This is a genomic window from Massilia sp. Leaf139, assembly GCF_001424165.1.
GTDB lineage: Bacteria > Pseudomonadota > Gammaproteobacteria > Burkholderiales > Burkholderiaceae_D > Telluria.
Map to the genome: position 1 here is coordinate 197,736 of NZ_LMOJ01000023.1, position 21,271 is coordinate 219,006.

A 21,271-nucleotide genomic window follows, 5' to 3' on the forward strand; every position below is an offset into this window, starting at 1 on the left:
CGAGTCTGCGTCTTCGAGCCGGCTTCAATTTTTTCGCGCGATAACCATTCTTCCAACCGGACAAAGAGGTGCGCAATGAAACGATTCATGATGGCCGCTGCCGTGGGAGCGGCGCTGGCGGGCTGCAGCACGGGGGCGGGCGAGATCTTCGCCGCGCGCGACCGGACGGTCGAGTATGTCCGGGTGTTCGACATCAAGACGGAGGCGCCACCGCCGGCCGTGGCGCGCGCCGCGAGCGAGGGCATCAGCCGCAACATCAACAACGCCACGCTGGCCACGCCGCTGTCCGAGACGGCCGAGGTGCTCGACCAGCCAGGCCGCTTCAAGCTGGCCGACGCCCCGGGCGCGGCGCGCGGCCCCAGCTGCGACGGCGCCAGCTGGACGGCCAAGGCGCGCCCCGACGTGCGCGGCGGCCAGGACATGCACATCGTCGCCTGCCTGTACCCGTACAAAACCGGCTACCACCTTGACATGTATGCCGCGTTCACCAAGAAAGAGGGAGGCTGGCTCGAATGGCCGCGGCGCGCCACCGGCATGGTGCTCGGCACGCCGGAAAAATTCGCCGAGAAGACGATGCTGGATCTCGTCCGCACGATCCGCGAAACGACCAAAGCGCAGGTGTCGCTGGTGGAAGCGAAACCCGAGGTGGCGGGCGCGCCCTGGCTGGAGCCGGCCGGCACGCAAACCTCGAAACCCTGAGTTTGCGCGCCTCGGCGTGACGATGCATCCGCGTTGCCGGGGCGGCAACGCGGGTTGCTGCCTAGCTTAAAACGCCCAGTCTACGCGTGCATACATTTGACGACCGTTAATGCCGATCGGGCAGGTTTCCCAGCAGTGCGTAAAGCCGAGGGACGGGAAAGGATTGGCGGCGCTCGGCGCCCACTTGGTCGGATAGGTGTCGAACAGGTTGTTGGCACCGACTGCCAGCGACAGGCGCTTGGTGAAGGCATAGCGCACGCTCAGGTCGACCAGCCATTTTCCTTCCCAGGTATCCAGAATGCCCGTGAAGCCCTGACCCTGCACATCGCCGAAATAGCTGGCACGGCTGTTCACGTTCCAGGAGCCGGTCGTATAGTCGGCGGCCACCACATGGTGCTGGCGTGGCTGGCCGCGTTCGATCAGCGTTACCTGGGCATCGTCGAACAGCTGGGCGCCGGTCAGCACCGGCGACTGCGAGCGGCGCGCCTTGACCTCGGTTTTATTGAAACCGAGCTGACCGGACAGCACCAGGGTCGAGCCGGGCCAGCGCGTGGTGTGCTCGGCGACGACATCCAGGCCATTGGTGCGGGTGTCGATGGCGTTGGTGAAGAACTGTGCCTGGCCGACGTTCAGAGGCGCGAGGATGGCCCGGATCGGGCAGGCACCCGGTACGGCGCAGGCGCCCCCTTCTGTCGGTTCGGCCCCGATGTTGCTGGAGAAAACAATACGGTCGTCGATGTCGATGCGGTACAAGTCGGCCGTGACCGAGAAGTTCGGCAGCGGACGCAGCACGATGCCGACGCTGGCGTTCTTCGAGGTCTCCTCCTTCAATGGGGCGATGCCGAAGGCGCGGGTGACGGCGCTGCCTTCACGCGCGGTCAGGGTCTCGGTCAGCACGCCGGAGTTGTTCAAGTTGGTCGACACCGAGCTATAAAACTTCTGCTGCACCGAAGGCGCGCGGAAACCGGTCGAGACGCTGCCGCGCAGGCCGACCGTGCGCGATGGATCGTAGCGCATCGAGAGTTTGCCGGTCGTGGTGCTGCCGAAGTCCGAGTATTTTTCGTAGCGGATCGCGCCCGCCACCAGCAGCTTGTCGGTCAGATTGTGTTCGGCGTCGAGATAGAGCGCGATGTTGTGGCGGCCGTCGTCGACTTCGGTGCCTGGCGTGTAGCCTGGGAAGCCCTGGATACCCGAAGGAGCGACCTCGCCGTTCTGGCCGCGGATGAGGATTGCTGGATTATTGGTGCGGCCGTATTGGTAAGAGACTGGCTCSCCCGCCTCGATCTCGTAGTTGTCGGTGCGGTACTCGAAGCCGGCCGCCAGCGAGACCTTGCGTCCGCCCAGCTCGAGCGGGCCGCGCAGGTCGGCATTAAAGGTGGTCTGGTTGAACTTCAGGGTGCCGGTATCGGCGTCCAGGGGCGATTCGGCGTAGATGCCGCCGCTTGGCCTCGGTTCGTACCAGTAGCTGACGTTGATCGAGTTACGCTCATGGAAACCCAGTTCGCTGCGGCCATGGTTGACGCTGGTGTCGAATTTCCAGTCATTGGCCAAGCTATGGCGGTAGCCGACGGCAAAGGAGGCGTCTTTGACGGTCGTCTTGATGTTCGGCAGGAAGCCGTCCGGATAGATGGCCGGCACGTTGCGGTTGTCGCCGGCTCTGCGGTAGAAGCCGCCCGAGTCGCCGGTACGCTTCGACACGCCGCCAAAGGCGTAGAATTCGCTATCCTTGTCGATCGGCAGGCCGGCATTGACCCACAGGAAGGCATCCTTGGCCAGGCTGTCGCCGATGCGCTGGGTGACGCGTGGCGGATTGACCTCCCCCGACGTGTTCAGGCCGGCGCGGTTGGTCTCGCCGCGGCGGCGGCCTTCGGCCGACAGGTTCACGTAGCCGCCGTCGCCGATGGCGAAGCCGGTATTCGCGCTGGCCGAGATCATGTCGCCGTCGCCTTCGGCCGTGGTGCCGATCGAGGTGCTGGTCTGGGTTTCCTTGACCTGCGTTTTGAGGACGATGTTGATCACGCCGGCGATCGCATCCGAACCGTACTGGGCGGCGGCGCCGTCGCGCAGCACCTCGATGTGCGAAATGGCCGACATCGGGATCGCATTGATGTCGGTACCGGCCGAACCGCGGCCGATGGTCTGCTGCACGTTCACCAGCGCCTGCTGGTGGCGGCGCTTGCCGTTGACCAAGACCAGCAGCTGGTCGGGGCCGAGGCCGCGCAGGGTGGCCGGACGAATGATGTCGGTGCCGTCGCTGATGAAGGTGGTCGAAAAATTGAACGACGGGTCGAGCGTTTGCAGCAGCTTGCCCAGTTCCAGCGGGCCGGCGGTCTGCATGTCCTTCACATTGATCAGGCCCACCGGGTTGGCGGTATCGAGCGCCGTCTTGGCACTCGAGCGCGAACCGAGCACGACGACGCGGGCCGGATTGGCCTCATCGGCGCCCGTGCTGGCAGTAGCGGTAGCGGTGCTGGTGGTGTCCTGGGCGCTGGCGGGGTGGAGCACGGCCAGCAGGGCGGCGGCAAGCAGGGTGCGGCGGAAGGGATGGCAGGCAGGGTGACTCGTCATGTTCTCTCTTTTCTTGGAAAGCGAAACGGAATACGTACCATAACGTGTGGATATGTTTCCATACGTGCAATTCATATTAACAATTGACGTTTGTCCATACAACGCGCACGGCATAAGCGTTGTATTTGCGTGTCATCACAGCAATATTGGGTGCGAAGCAAGAGGAAAGGCAGTAAGCTCGATTGCTTGAGCCCGTTTTTGGTGCATGCGTTTATGGTTGCGCAGCCACCGGCGTCGGCGCCACGTTCGGCACCACTGCGGCACCCGACCGCGCCACCCAATCCACCAGCGCATCGACCACCGCGCGCCCGCGTCCTTCTCCCGCGAGCTCGTCGTTGACCATCGCCACCACCACGTTCTGCACCCCATTCGCATCCGGCACATAGCCGGCCACGGCCACCACATTGCGCAACGTGCCCGTCTTTAAACGCGCGCGGCCGGCGGCCGGGCTGCCGCCGAGGCGGCGGCGCATGGTGCCATCCAGCGCGGCGATCGGCATGCTAGCCAAGAATTCCGGCGCCCAGTTGCTGCGCAGGCCGGCGCGCAGCAAGCCCCCCATTTGCACCGGGCTGATGCGTTCGATGCGCGACAGGCCGGAGCCGTTCTCGATCACGAAGCCGCTGTCGTCGATGCCGCGCGCGCGCATCCAGCTGCGGATCGCGGCGTCGGCGCGGGTATACGTCGTCTGATCCGCCAGCGGCGGCAGCGGCCGGCTGCCCAGCACGGGATCGGCTTCCAATGCGCCCAGGCTCAGGAACAGGGTGCGCGCCAGCGCGTTGTCGGACGGCTTATTGGTATCGCGCACCACTTCCGGCAGCGCGCGCGCGCGGTGCTCGGCCAGCAGGCGCGCGTCGAGCGGCGCCGTTCCGGTGACCGTCTTGCCGCTCAGCTTGCCGCCCAGCTGTTTCCATTGCAGGCGGAACAGGCCGTCGATATAGTCGTCGCGTTCGAGCACGTTGACGCTGTTGCTGCGGGCACAGTTCTTCGGATAGGTGCCCTGCAGCAGCACTTTGAGTTTGCCGTCGGCGCCGCGCACCGTCTGCGGCAGCTTCCAGCCGTTTTCCCATGTCATGCAGTCGGCGTCGATCAGGGTCATGGCCGAGGCGACCGTGACGCCGGCCAGCGCCGGCTGCATCTCCAGTTGCAGGCGCTTATCGGTCGAGCGCATGTCGAGCTGCAGCATGTTCTTGTTGATCAGGAGCGCATCGGGGATGACGTTGTAATACGCCTCGGGCGACTCGTCGAAGGGCGGCAGGCCGACGTCCAGGCGCGCCGGCTGGAACAGGCTGCGGTCGAGCACCAGGTTGCCGGCAATGCGCTTGATGCCGGCATTGTGCAGGGCGCGCAGCATCCCTTCCAGCACTTCGTCCGAGAGGTCGGCATCGGCGCCGCCGCGCAGCACCAGGTCGCCCTGCAGCACGCCGTTTTTCAGTTCGCCATTGCTGAGCAGCTCGGTACGTCCCCTGAACACCGGCCCCAGCTGTTCCAGGCTGACCAGGGTCGTCACCAGCTTCATGGTCGAGGCCGGCTGCATCGGGCGCTCGGCACCGTGCGCCAGCACCACCTGGTCGCCGCGCAGCACGAGGGCGCCGACGGCATCCGGCGTCATGCCGTTCTGCGCCAGCAGCTGCGCCACCGGTTCCGGCAGCTGGGCGCGTGCCGCCTGTGAAAAGCAGGCGAAGAGGACGGTGGCGAGGGCGAGCTGACGCAGCATGGGCATCCTTGATGATTGTTCCATCATCCGAAGAACAGGTAAGCGACGAAAATGGCGGCGATCACGCCGGCGAGATCGGCCAGCAGGCCGTAGCCGATGGCGTAACGGGTCTTGCGGATACCGACCGAGCCGAAATACAGTGCGACGATGTAGAAGGTGGTGTCGGCCGCGCCCTGCAGGATCGACGCCAGGCGTCCGACGAAGGAATCGACGCCATAGGTCGTCATCGCATCGATCATCATCGCGCGCGAGCCGCTGCCCGACAGGGGTTTCATCAGGGCGGTAGGCAGGGCACCGACGAAATCGGTCGGCAGGCCGAGCTGGGTGAATACCCAGCTGAAGCCGCTGACGATCAGGCCGAGGATGCCGGAATTGCGCACCACGCTGATGGCGACCAGCATGCCGACAAGATAGGGAATGATCTTCAGCGAGGTCTCGATGCCGCCCTTCGCACCCTCGATAAAGGCTTCGAACACATTGACCCCCTTGCGCAGCGCCGCCACCATGAAGGCCGCGATGATCGAAAACAGGATCAGGTTGGCGGCCACCACCGAGACCAGCTCGATCTCCGATTTCGCCAGGTAATTGGTGAGATAAAACACGAGCGCGCCGATGATCGCCGTCAGGCCGCCGATCCAGCCGAACACGACCGGGTCGAGCAGGTTGATGCGCTGGCGCAGGCTGACGGCGACGATGCCGGTGAAGGTCGAGCAGAAGGTGGCGATCAGGGTTGGAATGAAGATGTCGGCCGGGTTGGCGGCGCCAAGGATGGCGCGCTGGGCCATGATCGCCAGCGGAATCACGGTCAGGCCCGAGGTCTGGATCACCAGGAACATGATCTGGGCATCGCTCGCTTCATCCTTGCGCGGGTTCAGCGTTTGCAGGCTCTCCATCGCCTTCAGGCCGAACGGGGTCGCGGCATTGTCGAGCCCGAGGATATTCGCCGAAAAATTCATCACCATGTGGCCATTCGCGGGATGCTCGCGCGGCACGCCCGGGAAGATGCGGGAAAAGAACGGGGCAATGATGCGCGCGAACAGATTGATGGCGCCGGCCTTCTCGCCGATGTTCATGATGCCGAGCCAGAGCGTCATCACGCCGGCCAGGGGCAGGGCGATGTCCATCACTGCCATCTTGGCCGAGCTGAAGGTGCCGTCGATGACGCGCTTGAAGATTTCGCTGTCGCCGAGGAACAGCCATTGGGCAAGTGCGGCGATAAAACCGACGAGGAAAAAACCAGTCCAGATGTAATTGAGTGCCATGAATCATTCCGATCAGCGCGCGGGCCGTTCAGGCGTTTGGCCCGGATGACGCCGCTTGTTCAACAGCCGCAGACGAATCACGGCATGCATGCGCACGATTGTGCAGCGCAGAGTATAGGCGCAGAGCAAGGTGCAAGGATGAAAGAATGCAAGCGCGCCATGTACAAAAGTTATGCGCGCGGTGTTTCGTTTGCCTGCACACCACAGCGCGCCTATGATACGCACGCTCAACCAGGACTTGCACCATGACACTTCGCACCGCCCTTTCCGCCTTGCTGCTCGCCGCCGGCGCCACCTGCACGCTGGCGGCCGGCGCGGCGCCGGCGACGCCGGCCAAGGGCGAAAAAGTGCTGCGCCTGTTCCTGTCCACGAGCGAAACCGGCCTCGACCCGGCCGCCGCCTCCGACATCGCCACCTTGTCCCTGTTGGAAAACCTGTTCGACCCGCTGCTGCGCTACGACTACCTGGCGCGCCCGGTCAAGCTGCGACCCAACACGGCGACCGCCATGCCGGACATCAGCGCCGACAAGCGCACCTATACCTTCCGCATCCGTCCGGGAATTTACTTTACGCCCGACCCCGCCTTCAAAGGCGTCAAACGCGAGATGACGGCCCAGGATTACGTCTACAGCATCCGCCGCCTGTACGACCCGGCCATCAAATCGCCCTGGTCGTACATGTTCGACGGCAAGCTCGAAGGCGACGAGGCCTTCAAACAGCGCTTCAGCCACGCCACCCAGATTCCCGGCCTGCAGGCGCTCGACCGCTACACGCTGCGCATCCGCCTGAAGGAAGCGGACAATAATTTCCTCTTTTATATGGCGACACCCGCATCGAGCGTGGTGGCGCGCGAAGTGATCGAGGCCTATCCGGGCCAGGCCGGGAATCACCCGGTCGGCACCGGCCCCTTCATGATCGGCGAGTGGAAGAGAAGCGACCGCATCGTCTTGCTGGCCAATCCGTATTCCACCGCGGTGTTTAACGCCACACCTGGCGATGATCCGCAGGACAAGGCCATCGCGGCGTCCTTGCAGGGCAAGCGCCTGCCGCGCGTGGATCGTGTGGAGGTCAAAATCGCCGAGGAATTCCAGGGCCGCATGCTCGGCTTTCTGAACAGCGAATACGATTACCTGGAGCAGGTGCCGGAATCGATGACCGACATGGTGATCCGCGAGGGCGCCCTGAAGCCGGAGCTGGGCGCACGGGGAATCACCTTGTCGCGCTTCCCGGTGCTGCAGACCTATTACATGTGGATGAACATGAACGATCCGGTAGTCGGCGGCTATACGCCGGATCGGATCGCCCTGCGCCGCGCGATTTCGCTGTCCTACAACAGCCGCGAGGACATCGCGCTGTTAAAGAAAGGGTTTGCGATCAAGGCGGAGTCGCCGCTGCCGCCGAACGTGCTCGGCTACGATCCCGCTTACCGCAGCCCGGTGCCCTACGACCCGGCCCTGGCGAATGCTCTACTGGATCGCCACGGCTACGGCAAACGCGATGCGGACGGGTTCCGCCGCGCACCCGATGGGAAACCGTTGACGCTCACCATGCACAGCGAAGCGACGGTCGGTGGCCGCCTGCGCGACGAGCTGTGGCGTAAATGCCTGAATGCGATCGGCCTGCGCGTCGTCTTCAAATCGGACAAGAAGACCGAGATCATCAAGGCCTCCCGCCTGGGCAAGGTGACGATGTTCGAGAGTAACTGGATTGCCGACTTCCCCGACGGCGACAATTTCTATCAGCTGCTGTACGGCCCGAACGCCGGCCGCGCCAATTACGCCCGTTTCAATTTGCCCGCGTATAACGAACGCTACGAGCAGGCGCGCCTGCTGAGCGACGGCCCGGCGCGCCAGCGCCTGTATGGCGAGATGAACCAGCTGATCCATGCCTATAACCCCTGGGTGCCCCTGACCCATGCGGTCTCGGCCGATTTGCGCCATCCGTGGCTAAAAAACTACAAGCGCCACCCGGTGGAATTCACGTCCTGGCGTTATCTGGACGTCGATGTTGCGGAAAGGGCACGTTTGTCACGGCAGGCACGCTAGTACGCGTCGGATTTCCGCATATAAATATTCCCGAAAGTTATACTTCCCGCCAGATATTTCATTGGCTGGCCTTACCTGCCTTGCGTAGTCTCGGCACGAGAACATAGCGTAATGCCATGACATTACGATGACCAGCACCGCATTGCCGCCTTTATTAAAAATAGACGGAAACCCTTAGGAGAGACGCGTGAAGTTAAAGAAACTGGCCCATCTGATTGCCCTGATCGGCGTGGCAAGCCCGGCGGTGGCGCAGCAGCTGCAACCGAATACCCCGATGGCACGCGTCGAAGTGACCGGCTCGAGCATCAAGCGCATCGCCAAGGAAGGCGCGCTGCCGGTGCAGGTGATCAATTACGAGCAGATCGAAAAACAGGGCATCACCACCACCGAAGAGCTGGTACGCACGATCTCGGCCAACGGCACCGGCGCCGACAACATGACCTCGGGTAACAACGTGTTCGGCGCCGACGCCGACCGCGTCAGCGGCGGCGCCTCGTTCGCCTCGCTGCGCGGCCTCGGCCCGAACAGCACCCTGGTGCTGCTGAACGGCCGCCGCATCGCCACCCACGGCGGCAGCGGCAAGGCGGTCGACCTGAATTCGATCCCGCTCTCGGCCATCGCGCGCGTCGAAATCCTGAAGGACGGCGCCTCCGCCATCTACGGCACCGACGCCGTCGGCGGCGTGGTCAACTTCATCCTGCGCACCAATTACCAGGGCGTCGAAGCGTCGGCCAACATCAATGCCACCGAAGAAGGCGGCGGCACCACCCACCGCGCCACCCTGCTGGCCGGTCATGGCGACCTCGAAGCCGACCGCTTCAACGTGATGGCGTCCGTCACCGTCGACAAGACCGACATGCTGCATTCGCACCAGCGCAAGTTCGCCAATGGCTTCCAGCCGTCGCGCGGCCTGTCGCCGGACACCACCGGCACCCCGTATGCGAACCAGCTGACCGGCGCCGGCACGGCCCTGGGCGCCAACTTCACGGTGCCGGGCGATGCCACGCGCTACCTGCAGGCCAACCTGCTGAGCTTCCAGAACAAGTGCGATTCGATTCCCTACATGTCGCAGTACCAGAGCCAGCTCTGGGCGGACGTGACGCCGGTGACGCGCACGCGCTTCTCGTGCGCGTATGACTATGGCGCCGACTACGTCATGATGCCGCCGGCCGAGCGCGCCAATGCGATCGCGCGCGGCTCGTTCCAGATCGCGCCGAACCACCGCCTGTTCGTCGAAGGCATGGCCTCGCATTCGAAGGTGACGTCGATCCTGACCCCGATGCAGATCTCGACCTCGCTGGCAACTGGCAGCGCCTACCCGGTCGGCGGCGCCTACTACCAGGATCTGTCGCAGTACGTGTCGACCTTCGACCGCACCAAGCCGATCATCTATAAATGGCGCGCCACCGATTTCGGCAACCGCGAGATGGACAACACCACCGAGAGCGCGCGCCTGCTGGTCGGCCTCGAGGGCACGCTCGATCGCTGGGACTATAAACTCGGCCTGGCGCGCGCAATGAGCAAGACGCAAACCACGCTGACCGACGGCTATGCCTTTACGACGCCGATGTACCAGGCGCTGGGCACCGGCAAGATCAACCCATGGCTGGCCCCGGGCCAGACCCAGACCGCCGAAGCGCTGGCGCTGATCGAGTCGACCAAGTTCCGCGGTGACCTGCAGCACGGCCGCACCACGTTGACCCAGCTCGACGGCTCGATCTCGGGCGAGGTGTTCAACCTGCCGGCCGGCGCCGTCGCCGCCGCGGTCGGCTTCGACCTGCGCCGCGAAGGCTACGAATACGGCCAGGACGCCGACGCCACCATCGTCTGGCAGGCGCCGGGCAATGCCGCGCTGAAGGAAGCCACGCGCGACATCAAGGCCGTGTACGCCGAACTGATCGTCCCGGTCTTCAAAGATTTGGAAGTTCAGCTGGCCGTGCGCCGCGACGACTACAGCGTGATCGGCGCCACTACCAATCCGAAGATCGCCTTCCGCTACCAGCCGACCAACTGGCTGCTGTTCCGCGGTTCGGCCAATAAAGGCTTCCTGGCGCCGAGCTTCACCCAGCTGTACTCGGCCTCGCTCGACGGCGAACTGCCGAACGGCGTGATCGACCCGATCGGCTGCCCGGCCAATCCGGGTAACCCGGAATACTGCGCGATCGCGCGCCTTGACTTCAAGGCCGGCGGCAATTCGTCGCTGCGTCCGGAGACCTCGAAGCAGGGCACGCTGGGCATGGTGATCGAGCCGTTCAAAGGCTTCTCGGCTTCGCTCGACTACTGGATGATCAACACCCAGGACAAGATCCTGAACCGCACGCCGCAGATCATCCTGGCGAACCAGCCCGCGCTGGCCGAGAACGTGATCCGCAACGCGCCGAATGCCAGCGGCATCGGCACCATCGACTACGTGCGTTCGGGCTGGATCAATGCCGGCGGCGCCAAGACCCGCGGCGCCGATCTCGGCCTGCGCGGCGATGGCCGCGTGAGCGACGTCAAGTGGAGCGCCGCGCTGGACGGCACCTGGACGCAAAGCTTCAAGTTCGCCGAACTGGCGGGCCAGGAGTACAAGGAATACGTCGGCAAGTTCTACACCCGCGACCTGTACCTGCGCTGGAAGCACAGCGCCACGCTGACCGTCAGCCGTGGCGACTGGAGCGGCATGCTGAGCCAGTTCTTTGCCAGCGGCTACAAGGATCAGGTGCCGAACAAGGGTATCGGCGCACCGCCGGCCGGCTTCGATCCGGATGTGTCGAGCTACACCCGCTTCGGCCTGTCGGCGACCTACACCGGCTTCAAAAACACGTCGCTGACCTTCGGCATCCAGAACCTGTTCGACCGCGATCCGCCGTTCACCGCGCACAACGTCGATGAAGTCGTGGGCGCCGGCTGGGATCCGCGCGTGGCCGATCCACGCGGCCGTTCGTTCTCGCTGACCTTGAAGCACAAGTTCTTCTGATTCCGATCGGAGAATGAGCAGAAGCTGCCGGCCGGATGCATGCGCATCGGCCGGCAGTTTTTTTATCTGGATGACGACCACCATGTTCCGTAGCGATCTTCCCGGCCGGCGCGCCTTTTGTACTTTGCTGGCCGCCGCCGTGCTCGCTCCCGCGCTTGCTCCCGCTCATGCCCTGGCCGCGCCGCGCCGCAGCGCGCGCCGTTCTTTCGCTTCCATGAAAACCCTGATCAAACCGCCGCGCCTGCAGCCGGGCGACACGGTCGCCCTGATTGCGCCGGGCGGCTACGCCACCGAAAAGTCGATCGCCAAGGCGCGCCGCAACATCGAAGCCCTGGGTCTAAAAGTGCGCGAAGGCGCCTCCCTGCGCGCCGTGCACGGCAACTACGGCGGCACCGTGCCGCAGAGATTGGCCGACCTGCACGCGATGTTCGCCGACCCGGAAATCAAGATGATCTGGCCGATCCGCGGCGGTTCCGGCTGCATCTCGCTGCTGGCGCACCTGGATTACGCGCTGATCCGCGCCAACCCGACCATTTTGTTGGGCTACTCGGACATCACCGCGCTGCACCTGGCCATCCACAAGCATGCCGGCCTGGTGACCTTCCACGGCCCGGTGGCCTCGTCGACCATGACCGAGTATTCGATCGAGCACATGATGGCGGTGTTAGGCGACCCGCAGCCGACCTACACGATCCCGATGGCGCTGGAAAACAGCCGGCGCGCGCTGGAGAAGCCCCATTTCGCAATGCGCACCGTGCACGGCGGCGTCGCCACCGGCCCGCTCATGGGCGGCAACCTGAGCCTGGTCGCGGCGCTGGCCGGCACGCCGTATGCGGCCGATTTCAAGGACAGCATCCTGTTCCTGGAAGAGGTCAACGAGGCGCCGTACCGGATCGACCGCTGGATGACCCAGCTCGATCTGTCCGGCGGCTTTGCCAGGGCGGCGGGCGTCATGGTCGGCATCTGCGACGACTGCGGGCCGGAACACGAGGACATTTCGCTGACCCTCGACGAGACCCTGGACATCCATTTGCAGCCGCTGTCGATCCCGGCCGTGACCGGCTATTCGGTCGGCCACATCCGCGACCAGTTCACGATTCCGATGGGGATCCGGGCCACGCTCGACACGGGGCGGCAGACGGTGACCCTATTGGAGCCAGCGGTGAGTTGAAAGGTTTTGCTGCTGTTGTACGGCGTGGAGTCAGGACTCCACTCTACGAAATCAGGTAGCTGTAGGGTGGAGTCCCGACTCCACGCGGTTCATCGTCAGCGCAGGCTATGGGTCATGTACACATACCCATGCCCTTCGCCATCGATGCGAAACAAATCAGGCAGTTCGCCGGCAAAGGTGAATCCACAGCGTTCGTAGAGCCGGCGCGCGGGCAGGTTCGAGGACAGCACCTCGAGGTCGACCCAATCGAGGCCTGGCTGCGTATGCGCCCAGTGGAGTGCGGTTTGCATGAGCCGTTCGCCCAGTCCTTGACGACGAAAGTCGCGGTGCACGCCCATGCCGAGCAGGCAGCGGTGGCTTGACGCCCGTTCCGGGCGCGCGCGCAGGTCGACATGGCCGCAGATGGCGCCGTCGGCATCGAGCGCCATCCAGGCGCGGCGCCAGCCGGGGGCGCCGACCGCCGCGCCGAGGCCGATAGCGAAGGCCGCGCGCTTATCGACTGGAAAACGCGAATCGGCGCGCGCCATCGGCTGAAACAGGGGCGTGCCGGCGCGGCCGTTGTCCTGCAGGTGGTCGTCGAGGTAGACGAACAGGGCCGGCAGGTCGGCGGCGCCGACGCCCTGGATCAGCGGCGGCGCCGCGCCGTTCATCACAGTGCCCGTGCGATCAGGATTTTCTGGATGTCGCTCGTGCCTTCATAAATCTGGCAGACGCGCACGTCGCGATAGATGCGTTCGATCGGGAAGTCGGCCACATAGCCGTAGCCGCCGAAGACCTGCATCGCGCTCGACACCACGCGCTCGGCCATCTCGGAAGCAAACAGCTTCGCCATCGCCGCCTCCTTCAGGCAAGGTACGCCGGCGTCCTTCAGCGAGGCCGCATGCAGGATCAGCTGGCGCGCCGCTTCGATCTGCATTGCCATTTCCGACAGGCGGAACTGCACCGATTGATGCTCGAAGATGGCCTTGCCGAAGCTCTCGCGCTCTTTCGCATAGGCGAGGGCCGCCTCGAAAGCCGCACGCGCCATGCCGACCGATTGCGAAGCGATGCCGATGCGCCCGCCCTCGAGGCCGGACAGGGCGATCTTGTAGCCCATGCCCTCTTCGCCGATCAGGTTACGTGCCGGGACGCGGCAATTCTCGAACACGATCTGCGCCGTGTCGGACGAGTGCTGGCCCATCTTCTGTTCCAGGCCGGCGACGATGTAGCCGGGGGTATCGATCGGCACCCAGAAGGCACTGATGCCTTTTTTACCGGCTGCCTTATCGGTGACCGCCATGACGATGGCGACGTCGCCGTATTTGCCGCTGGTGATGAACTGTTTCGTGCCATTCAGGACGTAGTCGTCGCCGTCGCGCGTGGCCGTGGTGCGCAGTGCGGAGGCGTCGCTGCCGGTGTGCGGCTCGGTCAGCGCAAAGGCGCCCAGCATCTCGCCCTGCGCCAGCGGCCGCAGGAAGCGCTCCTTCTGCTCTTCGTTCGCATACATCATGGCGATGCTGCAGACCGGGCAGTTGTTGACCGAGATGATGGTCGAGATGCCGCCGTCGCCGGCCGCGATTTCTTCCAGCACCAGCGCCAGCGACACGTAGTCGAGACCCGCGCCGCCGTACTGTTCCGGCACCGCCACGCCGAAGGCGCCGAGCTGGGCCAGCTCCTTCAGTTCCGCTTTCGGAAAATAGTGTTCCTTGTCCCAGCGGGCGGCTTGCGGAGCGAGGCGTTCCTGCGCATAGCTGCGCAGGGCGTCGCGGATCATCTGGTGTTCTTCGGTCAGGATCATGGTGTCTCGTGTGTCGTTGTCGTATTGGGTGGAAGCGGCTTACCAGGGAAGCGGATCGCCGTCGTGGTTCAGGAAGCTGCCGTTGGCCTCGGGCGTGGCCGCGGCCAGGGTCGCGCGCAGGTCGCGCACGCTCTCTTCGACCGTGATCTGCGCGCCTGCGCCGCCCATGTCGGTCTGCACCCAGCCGGGGTGGAAGGCGATGCAGGTCGCGCCTTGCGGGCCGAAGTTAATAGCCGTGTCGCGCAGGACGGAATTCAGGGCCGCCTTGCTGGCGCGGTAGAGCGAGCCGTTGGCACCGGTGCGCCCGCCGATGGAGCCCATACGCGAGGACAGCACGCCGAGCTTGCCGCGCGTGGATGCGACCAGCGGCGCGACGATCGGTAGCAGGCGCATCGCGGCCAGCACGTTCGTGTGCATGACGGCGTCGAAGTCGTCCTGGGTCGGAAAGCCGTCATGGCGCGGGCCGTACAGGCCGGCGACCAGCCAGGCAGTGTCGATCTTTTCGTCGTCGAGTTTCCAGCCGAGGCCGGCGATGGCCTCCGTGTTCGTGACGTCGAGCGCGTGCGGCTCGGCGCCGAGCTGCTTCAGATCGTCCAGGTCGTGCGGTTTGCGGGCGGTGGCGATCACGCGCCAGCCATCAAGACGGTATTGGCGCGCCAGTTCGTGGCCGATGCCGCGCGAGGCGCCGATGATCAAAGCGGTTGGCATGGTGTAGCTCCCGGCCAGAAATGATGTTGCGGTTTTTTGGGGTTCGAACGCGGGCATGCCCGCCCTACGTTACGGCGGCCGCGCGTACATCGCGCGGCCGCCGTCTAACTTACACCATCTCGATCGCCATCGCGGTCGCTTCGCCGCCGCCGATGCACAGCGAGGCCACGCCGCGCTTGCCGCCGGTCTTCTTCAGGGCGCCGAGCAGGGTGACGATGATGCGCGCGCCCGAAGCGCCGATCGGGTGGCCCAGCGCGCAGGCGCCGCCATGGATGTTGACCTTCTCGTGCGGGATTTCGAGGTCGCGCATGGCGGCCATCGGCACCGCGGCGAAGGCTTCATTGATCTCGAACAGGTCGACATCGTTCGGCATCCAGCCGGTCTTTTTGAACAGCTTGTGCATGGCGCCGATCGGGGCGGTCGTGAACAGGTTCGGTTCCTGGGCGTGGGTGGCGTGGCCGATGACGCGGGCGATCGGGGTCAGGCCGAGTTCCTTGGCCTTCGATTCGCGCATCATGACCAGGGCGGCGGCGCCGTCGTTGATCGACGAGGACGAGGCGGCCGTCACGGTGCCTTCCTTCTTGAAGGCGGGCTTCAGCGACGGGATCTTGTCGATCTTCGCCTTCATCGGGCCTTCGTCCTTTTCGACCAGCAGTTCGCCGGTGCGGGTGGCGACCGACACGGGAGCGATTTCCCAGTCGAAGGAGCCGTCGCTGTTGGCGGCCTGGGCGCGTTTTACGGAGGTGATGGCGAAGTTATCCTGGTCTTCACGCGAGAACTGGTAAGTCGCGACGCACTCTTCGGCGAAGGTGCCCATCGAGCGGCCCTCTCCCGTCTTCTCGTTGCGCGAGTAGGCATCTTCCAGACCGTCGTACATCATGTGGTCGAACATCGGCGCGTGGCCGATGCGGTAGCCGCCGCGTGCCTTCGGGATCAGGTAAGGGGCATTGGTCATCGACTCCATGCCGCCGGCAACGACGATGTCGGCGCTGCCGGCCACCAGCTGGTCGTGGGCGAAGATCGCCGCTTGCATGGCCGAGCCGCACATTTTCGACAGGGTGACGGCGCCGGTCGACAGCGGCAGGCCGGCCTTGATCAGCGCCTGGCGCGCCGGGGCTTGGCCCTGGCCAGCCATCAGGCAGTTACCGAAATAGACGTGTTCGACCGACTGGGCATCGACGCCGGCGCGCTCGACCGCGGCCTTGATTGCCACCGCACCGAGGTCGCTCGCCGACTTCGACGAGAAATCGCCCTGGAAGGCGCCCATCGGGGTACGGGCGGCGCCGACGATAACGACTGGATCATTCATTGTAGGTTCTCCAAAAGGGATGGCGCTGTTTTCTCAGGCGCCGGGGTGGTGATCGGGTGGTGAAAACGGATGTGCTGCGGGTAAGGAAAAATGTCCTGCACTTCGCCCGCCAGAATGCGGTCTTGCTGCGCCTGCCACCACGCGCGCGTCAACAGTTCCGCGTGGTGCTGCATGAAATGGTGGCGGATCTTGGAATTTCCAAGAAGAAAACGCCCGAATTGTTCAGGAAAGATATCGTGCTTGCCGATCGGGTACCAGGGCTCGGCCGCCATTTCTTCTTCCTCGTTGCGCGCCTCCGGAATATCGCGGAAGACGCAATCGGTCAGGTATTCGATCTCGTCGTAATCGTAAAACACGACGCGTTCCTGGCGCGTGACGCCAAAGTTTTTATACAGCATATCGCCGGGAAAAATATTCGCGGCGACCAGGTCGCGGATGGCATTCCCGTATTCGCGCACGCCGTGTTCGATGCGCGCCGCGTTGCCCGCCTTTTCCGCCTCTTGCAGATAAAGATTCAAGGGCACCATGCGGCGCTCGATATACAAGTGCTTGATGATGATACGCTCGCCTTCGATCTCGACCAGCGAAGGCGCATGCTGGCGCAGGTCGGCCAGTAATTCCTCGCTAAAGCGCTGCAGGGGAAAGGCGACATCCGAATATTCCAGGGTATCGGCCATGCGTCCGACCCGGTCATGGTGTTTGACCAGTAAATACTTTTCCTTGACCTGGGCGGGTGTCGTTTCTTTCGGCGGCGGAAAGAAATCCTTGATCACCTTGAACACATACGGGAAAGAGGGCAGTTCGAACACCAGCATCACCAGGCCACGGATGCCGGGCGCGCTCTGGAAGCGATCCGAGCTGTGTTTTAAATGCTGCAGGTAATCGCGATAAAACAGGGTTTTGCCCTGTTTTTGCAGGCCGAGCAGCGTATAGATCTCGCTTTTCGGCTTCCGCGGCATCAGGCTGCGCAGGAATTGCACATAGGCCGAGGGCACTTCCATGTCGACCAAAAAGTAAGCGCGCGTAAACGAGAACAGGATGGCGATCTGTTCCGGATCGGTGAGCACGGTGTCGAGCACCAGTTCGCCGCGGCGGTTGTGCAGCACCGGAATCACGAAGGGATAATCGCGCGCGCCATTCACGGCGCGGCCGACGATGTACGCGCCCTTGTTCCGGAAGAACAGGTTCGACAGCACCTGGAATTGCTGGTTCGGCTCGGCTTTGTGCAGCTTGAACGCCTCGTTCATACGCGCCTCGACCAGTTCCACGTCGCGGTCGAGCGCCGCGAAGGGGCAGGCCAGCTGGAAATTGGTGACGATGCGTTTTAATGCAAAGCGCAGGCCGTCCGCGGCCGGGTAATACACGCGATAGGTCGGCAGCAGTTCGTCGGTATCGATGTATTCGGTCGCGATCACCGGGCGCACGAACAGGAAATCGTTGTGGTAATAGCTGCGATGCAGGATGCGGCAGCTGACCGAATTGAAAAAGGTTTCGGCCAGTTCCGGCTGCTTGTGATCCGAGAGCAGGCCGATGTAATGCAGCTTGGTTTCGCGCCAGACGGCGTCGGTCAGTTCGGCGGAGGTGTAATCGGCCTCCAGCGCCGCGACTGCCTCGCCCACGCGTTGGTCGTAATAATCGATGCGCTCGCGCGCGGCGCGCTGGGCGACGGCCCAGTCGGCGCGCTCGAAATGGCGTTTGGCGGCCTGGCTCGCTTCGCGAAACAGGCGGTAGTGCTTGTCGAAACCGTCCAGGATGCTGCGTGCGATGTCGAATGCAATCTGGGAAGACAGCAGTTTGGGGAACGCAACTTGAGTCATCGTTCGTCTCGCGCCTGGGACTTGGTGATCGGCTATTTTATTGCAATGCAACGCGGCCGTGGATGTATGGTGGACGGGCTTCCCGTCCACCATACATTGGCGCATTACATCGTCTCGCCAAACAACTCGCGCCCGATCAGCATGCGGCGGATTTCGCTGGTGCCGGCGCCGATTTCGTAGAGCTTCGCATCGCGCCAGAGACGGCCGACTGGATACTCGTTGATATAACCGTTGCCGCCCAGGGTCTGGATTGCCTCTCCCGCCATCCAGGTCGCCTTTTCGGCGCTGTACAAAATCGCGCCGGCAGCGTCCTTGCGCAGGGCGCGCACCTGCTCTGGCGAGGTCGCGCGGTCGCAGGCCTGGCCGACGGCGTAGACATAGGCGCGGCAAGCCATCATGGTCGAATACATGTCCGCAATCTTGCCCTGCATGAGCTGGAATTCGCCGATCGCCTGGCCGAACTGCTTGCGCTCATGGATGTAGGGCACGACCGAATCCATGCAGGCCGACATGATGCCGAGCGGGCCGCCGGACAGCACGGTGCGCTCGAAATCCAGGCCCGACATCAGGACATTGACGCCCTTGCCGACGCCGCCCAGCACGTTTTCGACAGGTACTTCGCAATCCTGGAATACCAGTTCGCCCGTGTGCGAACCGCGCATGCCCAGCTTGTCGAGTTTCTGCGCGATCGAAAAACCTTTAAAACCTTTTTCGATCAGGAAGGCGGTCATGCCGCGCGGGCCTGCTTCGAGATCCGTCTTGGCGTAGACCACCAGGGTGTCGGCATCGGGGCCGTTGGTGATCCACATCTTGGTACCGTTCAGGACGTAGCGGTCGCCCTTCAGTTCGGCTTTCAGCTTCATGCTGACGACGTCGGAACCGGCGTTCGGCTCGGACATGGCCAGTGCGCCGACGTGTTCGCCCGAGATTAGCTTCGGCAGGTATTTGCGTTTCTGTTCTTCGTTGCCGTTGCGTTTAATTTGATTCACGCACAGGTTCGAGTGGGCGCCGTAGGACAGGCCAACCGAGGCCGAGGCGCGCGAGATTTCTTCCATGGCGACGATGTGCGCCAGGTAGCCCATGTTGGCGCCGCCGTATTCCTCGCTGACGGTGATGCCGAGCAGGCCCAGTTCGCCCATCTTCTTCCACAAGTCCATCGGGAACTGGTCGGTGCGGTCGATCTCGGCCGCGCGCGGAGCGATTTCGCTGGCCGCGAACTGTTGGACTGCTTCGCGCAGCGCGGCGATGTCTTCGCCATGGTCAAAGGTCAAGCCTGGGAGATGCAGCATGTCGTCCTCTCGGTGAACGGGTTAGCAGTGAAGAACCATCGCATGATACTCGCGTGTGACGTTAACGTAAACGTCAAGTAGCGAGGAAAGGAAGCCGGCTTGTTTCGTGTCGGATCAGGCCGCCTGGCTGGCGTCCGAGGCTGCCTGGCTGCCGGCCGGCGTGGCGCTGTCGGCCAGCAGGCGGCGGCATTCTTCCTCATGCGCGGAAATTTCTTCCAGCGCCATCTCGATATCGGCCCGTTGCTGCTCGAGCGTTTCGCGCTGGTGCGACAGCACGCCCAGGAAGCGGTCGATCTGTGCCACCGTGTCCTTCGGCGACTCGTACATGTCGACGATGCTCTTGATTTCCGACAGGGTCAGGCCAAGGCGCTTGCCACGCAGGGTCAGTTTCAGGCGCGTGCGGTCGCGCGGCGTGTAGACGCGGTTGCGTCCGCCCACGCCTTCGCGGCTGGGGCTCAACAGCCCCTGGTCTTCGTAAAAACGGATCGCGCGCGCGGTGATGTCGAATTCGCGTGACAGTTCGGCGATGGTGTAGGTCGTAGGCATTTCCGTAGAGTACTTCGTGCGGCTGAAAGTGGCAAAACGTGGAATCGCTTAGAATTCCTGTCTGGTGTTTCCGTTTACGTCAACGTCAACGTCGAACACATTGTAGCGTGCCCGCATTGCATAACCACGAAAGATTGTCGACCATGAATCCGCTCGAAGCCCAGCTCGCCTATCCCTTCGCCGACGAATTGCCCGCGCCCGGCAGCGTGCGCGAGGTGGCGCGGGGCCTGGGCTGGCTGCGCATGCCGCTGCCGTTCGCGCTTGACCACATCAACCTGTGGCTATTAAAAGACGAGCGGGAAGGGCGTAGCGGCTATACCGTGATCGATTGCGGCGTGGCCACCGACGCCACCCGCGCCAACTGGGAGCAAGTGTTGACCGGCCCGATGGACAAGCAGCCCGTGCTGCGCGTGCTGGCCACCCACTGCCACCCGGATCATGTCGGCCTGTCCGGCTGGCTGTGCGCGCGGTTCAAGGCGCCGTTCTGGCTGACGGCCGGCGAATTCGGCTTCGCGCGCATGATGGCGGCCGCCCTGCCGGGCGTCGATGGCCCCTCGGCGATTCCCCATTTCGAACGCCACGGCCTGCGCGACCCTGCCATGCTCGAGCAGATGCGCAGCCGCCGCAATTACTATCCCTCTTTGGTGCCGAGCGTGCCCGATGCCTATACCCGGCTGCAGGATGGCCAGCAGATCGCGATCGGGGATGTCGGCTGGCGTGTGATCACGGGTTTTGGCCATTCGCCGGAACATGCCTCGCTGTATTCGGAGGCGCTGAACGTGCTGATTTCGGGCGACATGGTGTTGCCGCGCATTTCGACCAATGTCTCCGTGTTCGCCGTTGAACCCGAGGGCAATCCGCTGCAGCAATACCTCGATTCGCTCGATAAATTCGCCGGCCTGCCGGACGACGTGCTGGTGCTGCCTTCGCACGGCAAACCCTTCCGCGGCCTGCACACCCGCATCGCCCAGCTACGCGAACACCACGTGGCGCGCCTGGCCGAAGTGCGCGAGGCTTGCCGGGTGCCGGTCAGCGCGATGGACATCGTACCAATCATGTTCCGCCGCCCGCTCGACGCCCACCAGCTCAGTTTTGCCCTGGGCGAGGCGCTCGCACACCTGCACAAACTTTGGAATGATGGTATGTTAAAGCGTGTAACCGACGTCGATGGAGTCTTCCGCTTCCACCTGACCTGACCCGAGCGTTTACGCTTCTTCGCTGGATCCGTCTGGGCGTCCTGCCCACCCGTATCCTGTACAACGGCTACCGGCCGGCGCGCATGTCGCGCACGCGATACATTTTTATTTCTGTTCGGATACGAATAAGCTACATTCATGCTTCGAGGAAATTTTGTGGCATGATTCGCTTTTACGCGAAAACTCTCTTCAATTTCCACTTCTTTGTTAA

15 protein-coding genes are annotated in these 21,271 nt (G+C 63.7%); 5 read left to right on the top strand and 10 right to left on the bottom strand.

What is annotated here, in order from left to right; genetic code table 11:
• Positions 1-75: 75 nt before the first annotated feature.
• Complete coding sequence (locus tag ASF77_RS15085; RefSeq protein WP_156648906.1) at positions 76-699, top strand: hypothetical protein; 624 nt, start codon at positions 76-78, stop codon at positions 697-699.
• 66 nt (positions 700-765) lie between these two features.
• Here ASF77_RS15085 and ASF77_RS15090 read toward each other — a convergent pair whose 3' ends face one another.
• From ASF77_RS15090 to ASF77_RS15100, 3 genes are all read right to left on the bottom strand, one after another.
• On the bottom strand, positions 766-3,267 hold the full coding sequence (locus tag ASF77_RS15090; protein ID WP_056340946.1) for a TonB-dependent siderophore receptor: 2,502 nt from the start codon (positions 3,265-3,267) through the stop codon (positions 766-768).
• 211 nt (positions 3,268-3,478) lie between these two features.
• Complete coding sequence (gene dacB / locus ASF77_RS15095) at positions 3,479-4,981, bottom strand: D-alanyl-D-alanine carboxypeptidase/D-alanyl-D-alanine-endopeptidase (RefSeq protein ID WP_056340948.1); 1,503 nt, start codon at positions 4,979-4,981, stop codon at positions 3,479-3,481.
• A gap of 23 nt (positions 4,982-5,004) precedes the next feature.
• Positions 5,005-6,243, bottom strand: a complete 1,239-nt coding sequence (locus ASF77_RS15100; RefSeq protein ID WP_056340950.1) for a nucleoside recognition domain-containing protein — start codon at positions 6,241-6,243, stop codon at positions 5,005-5,007.
• 245 nt (positions 6,244-6,488) lie between these two features.
• Between ASF77_RS15100 and ASF77_RS15105 the strand changes: the two genes are divergently transcribed.
• The 3 genes from ASF77_RS15105 (at position 6,489) to ASF77_RS15115 (ending at position 12,418) form a co-directional block, all read left to right on the top strand.
• Complete coding sequence (locus ASF77_RS15105; RefSeq protein WP_056340952.1) at positions 6,489-8,288, top strand: ABC transporter substrate-binding protein; 1,800 nt, start codon at positions 6,489-6,491, stop codon at positions 8,286-8,288.
• Between the two features lie 187 nt (positions 8,289-8,475).
• The gene (locus ASF77_RS15110; protein WP_082493797.1) at positions 8,476-11,247 is read left to right on the top strand and encodes a TonB-dependent receptor; all 2,772 of its coding nucleotides are present in this window, start codon (positions 8,476-8,478) and stop codon (positions 11,245-11,247) included.
• Positions 11,248-11,329: 82 nt separating this feature from the next.
• Positions 11,330-12,418, top strand: coding sequence for an LD-carboxypeptidase (locus tag ASF77_RS15115; protein WP_056341247.1), 1,089 nt, complete (start codon positions 11,330-11,332; stop codon positions 12,416-12,418).
• Between the two features lie 95 nt (positions 12,419-12,513).
• Here ASF77_RS15115 and ASF77_RS15120 read toward each other — a convergent pair whose 3' ends face one another.
• From ASF77_RS15120 to ASF77_RS15150, 7 genes are all read right to left on the bottom strand, one after another.
• Positions 12,514-13,068 (bottom strand): GNAT family N-acetyltransferase, encoded by a 555-nt coding sequence (locus ASF77_RS15120; protein ID WP_056340954.1) that lies wholly within the window; start codon positions 13,066-13,068, stop codon positions 12,514-12,516.
• A complete protein-coding gene (locus tag ASF77_RS15125) occupies positions 13,068-14,195 on the bottom strand; it encodes an acyl-CoA dehydrogenase family protein (RefSeq protein WP_056340955.1) in 1,128 nt (375 codons plus the stop codon). Before ASF77_RS15125 ends, ASF77_RS15120 begins: the two co-directional genes overlap by 1 nt.
• Before the next feature lie 39 nt (positions 14,196-14,234).
• Positions 14,235-14,903, bottom strand: coding sequence for an SDR family oxidoreductase (locus ASF77_RS15130; RefSeq protein WP_056340957.1), 669 nt, complete (start codon positions 14,901-14,903; stop codon positions 14,235-14,237).
• A 109-nt stretch (positions 14,904-15,012) separates the two neighbouring features.
• Positions 15,013-16,212, bottom strand: a complete 1,200-nt coding sequence (locus tag ASF77_RS15135) for an acetyl-CoA C-acyltransferase (RefSeq protein WP_056340959.1) — start codon at positions 16,210-16,212, stop codon at positions 15,013-15,015.
• A complete protein-coding gene (aceK, locus tag ASF77_RS15140; protein WP_056340961.1) occupies positions 16,209-18,029 on the bottom strand; it encodes a bifunctional isocitrate dehydrogenase kinase/phosphatase in 1,821 nt (606 codons plus the stop codon). The genes ASF77_RS15135 and aceK overlap by 4 nt, the downstream gene beginning before the upstream one ends.
• A 104-nt stretch (positions 18,030-18,133) precedes the next feature.
• Complete coding sequence (locus ASF77_RS15145; RefSeq protein WP_056340963.1) at positions 18,134-19,318, bottom strand: isovaleryl-CoA dehydrogenase; 1,185 nt, start codon at positions 19,316-19,318, stop codon at positions 18,134-18,136.
• A gap of 114 nt (positions 19,319-19,432) precedes the next feature.
• The gene (locus ASF77_RS15150; protein ID WP_056340965.1) at positions 19,433-19,864 is read right to left on the bottom strand and encodes a MerR family DNA-binding transcriptional regulator; all 432 of its coding nucleotides are present in this window, start codon (positions 19,862-19,864) and stop codon (positions 19,433-19,435) included.
• A 143-nt stretch (positions 19,865-20,007) separates the two neighbouring features.
• On the opposite strand from ASF77_RS15150, the gene ASF77_RS15155 reads away from it, so the two are divergent.
• Positions 20,008-21,060, top strand: a complete 1,053-nt coding sequence (locus ASF77_RS15155) for an MBL fold metallo-hydrolase (RefSeq protein ID WP_056340967.1) — start codon at positions 20,008-20,010, stop codon at positions 21,058-21,060.
• Positions 21,061-21,271: the final 211 nt, after the last annotated feature.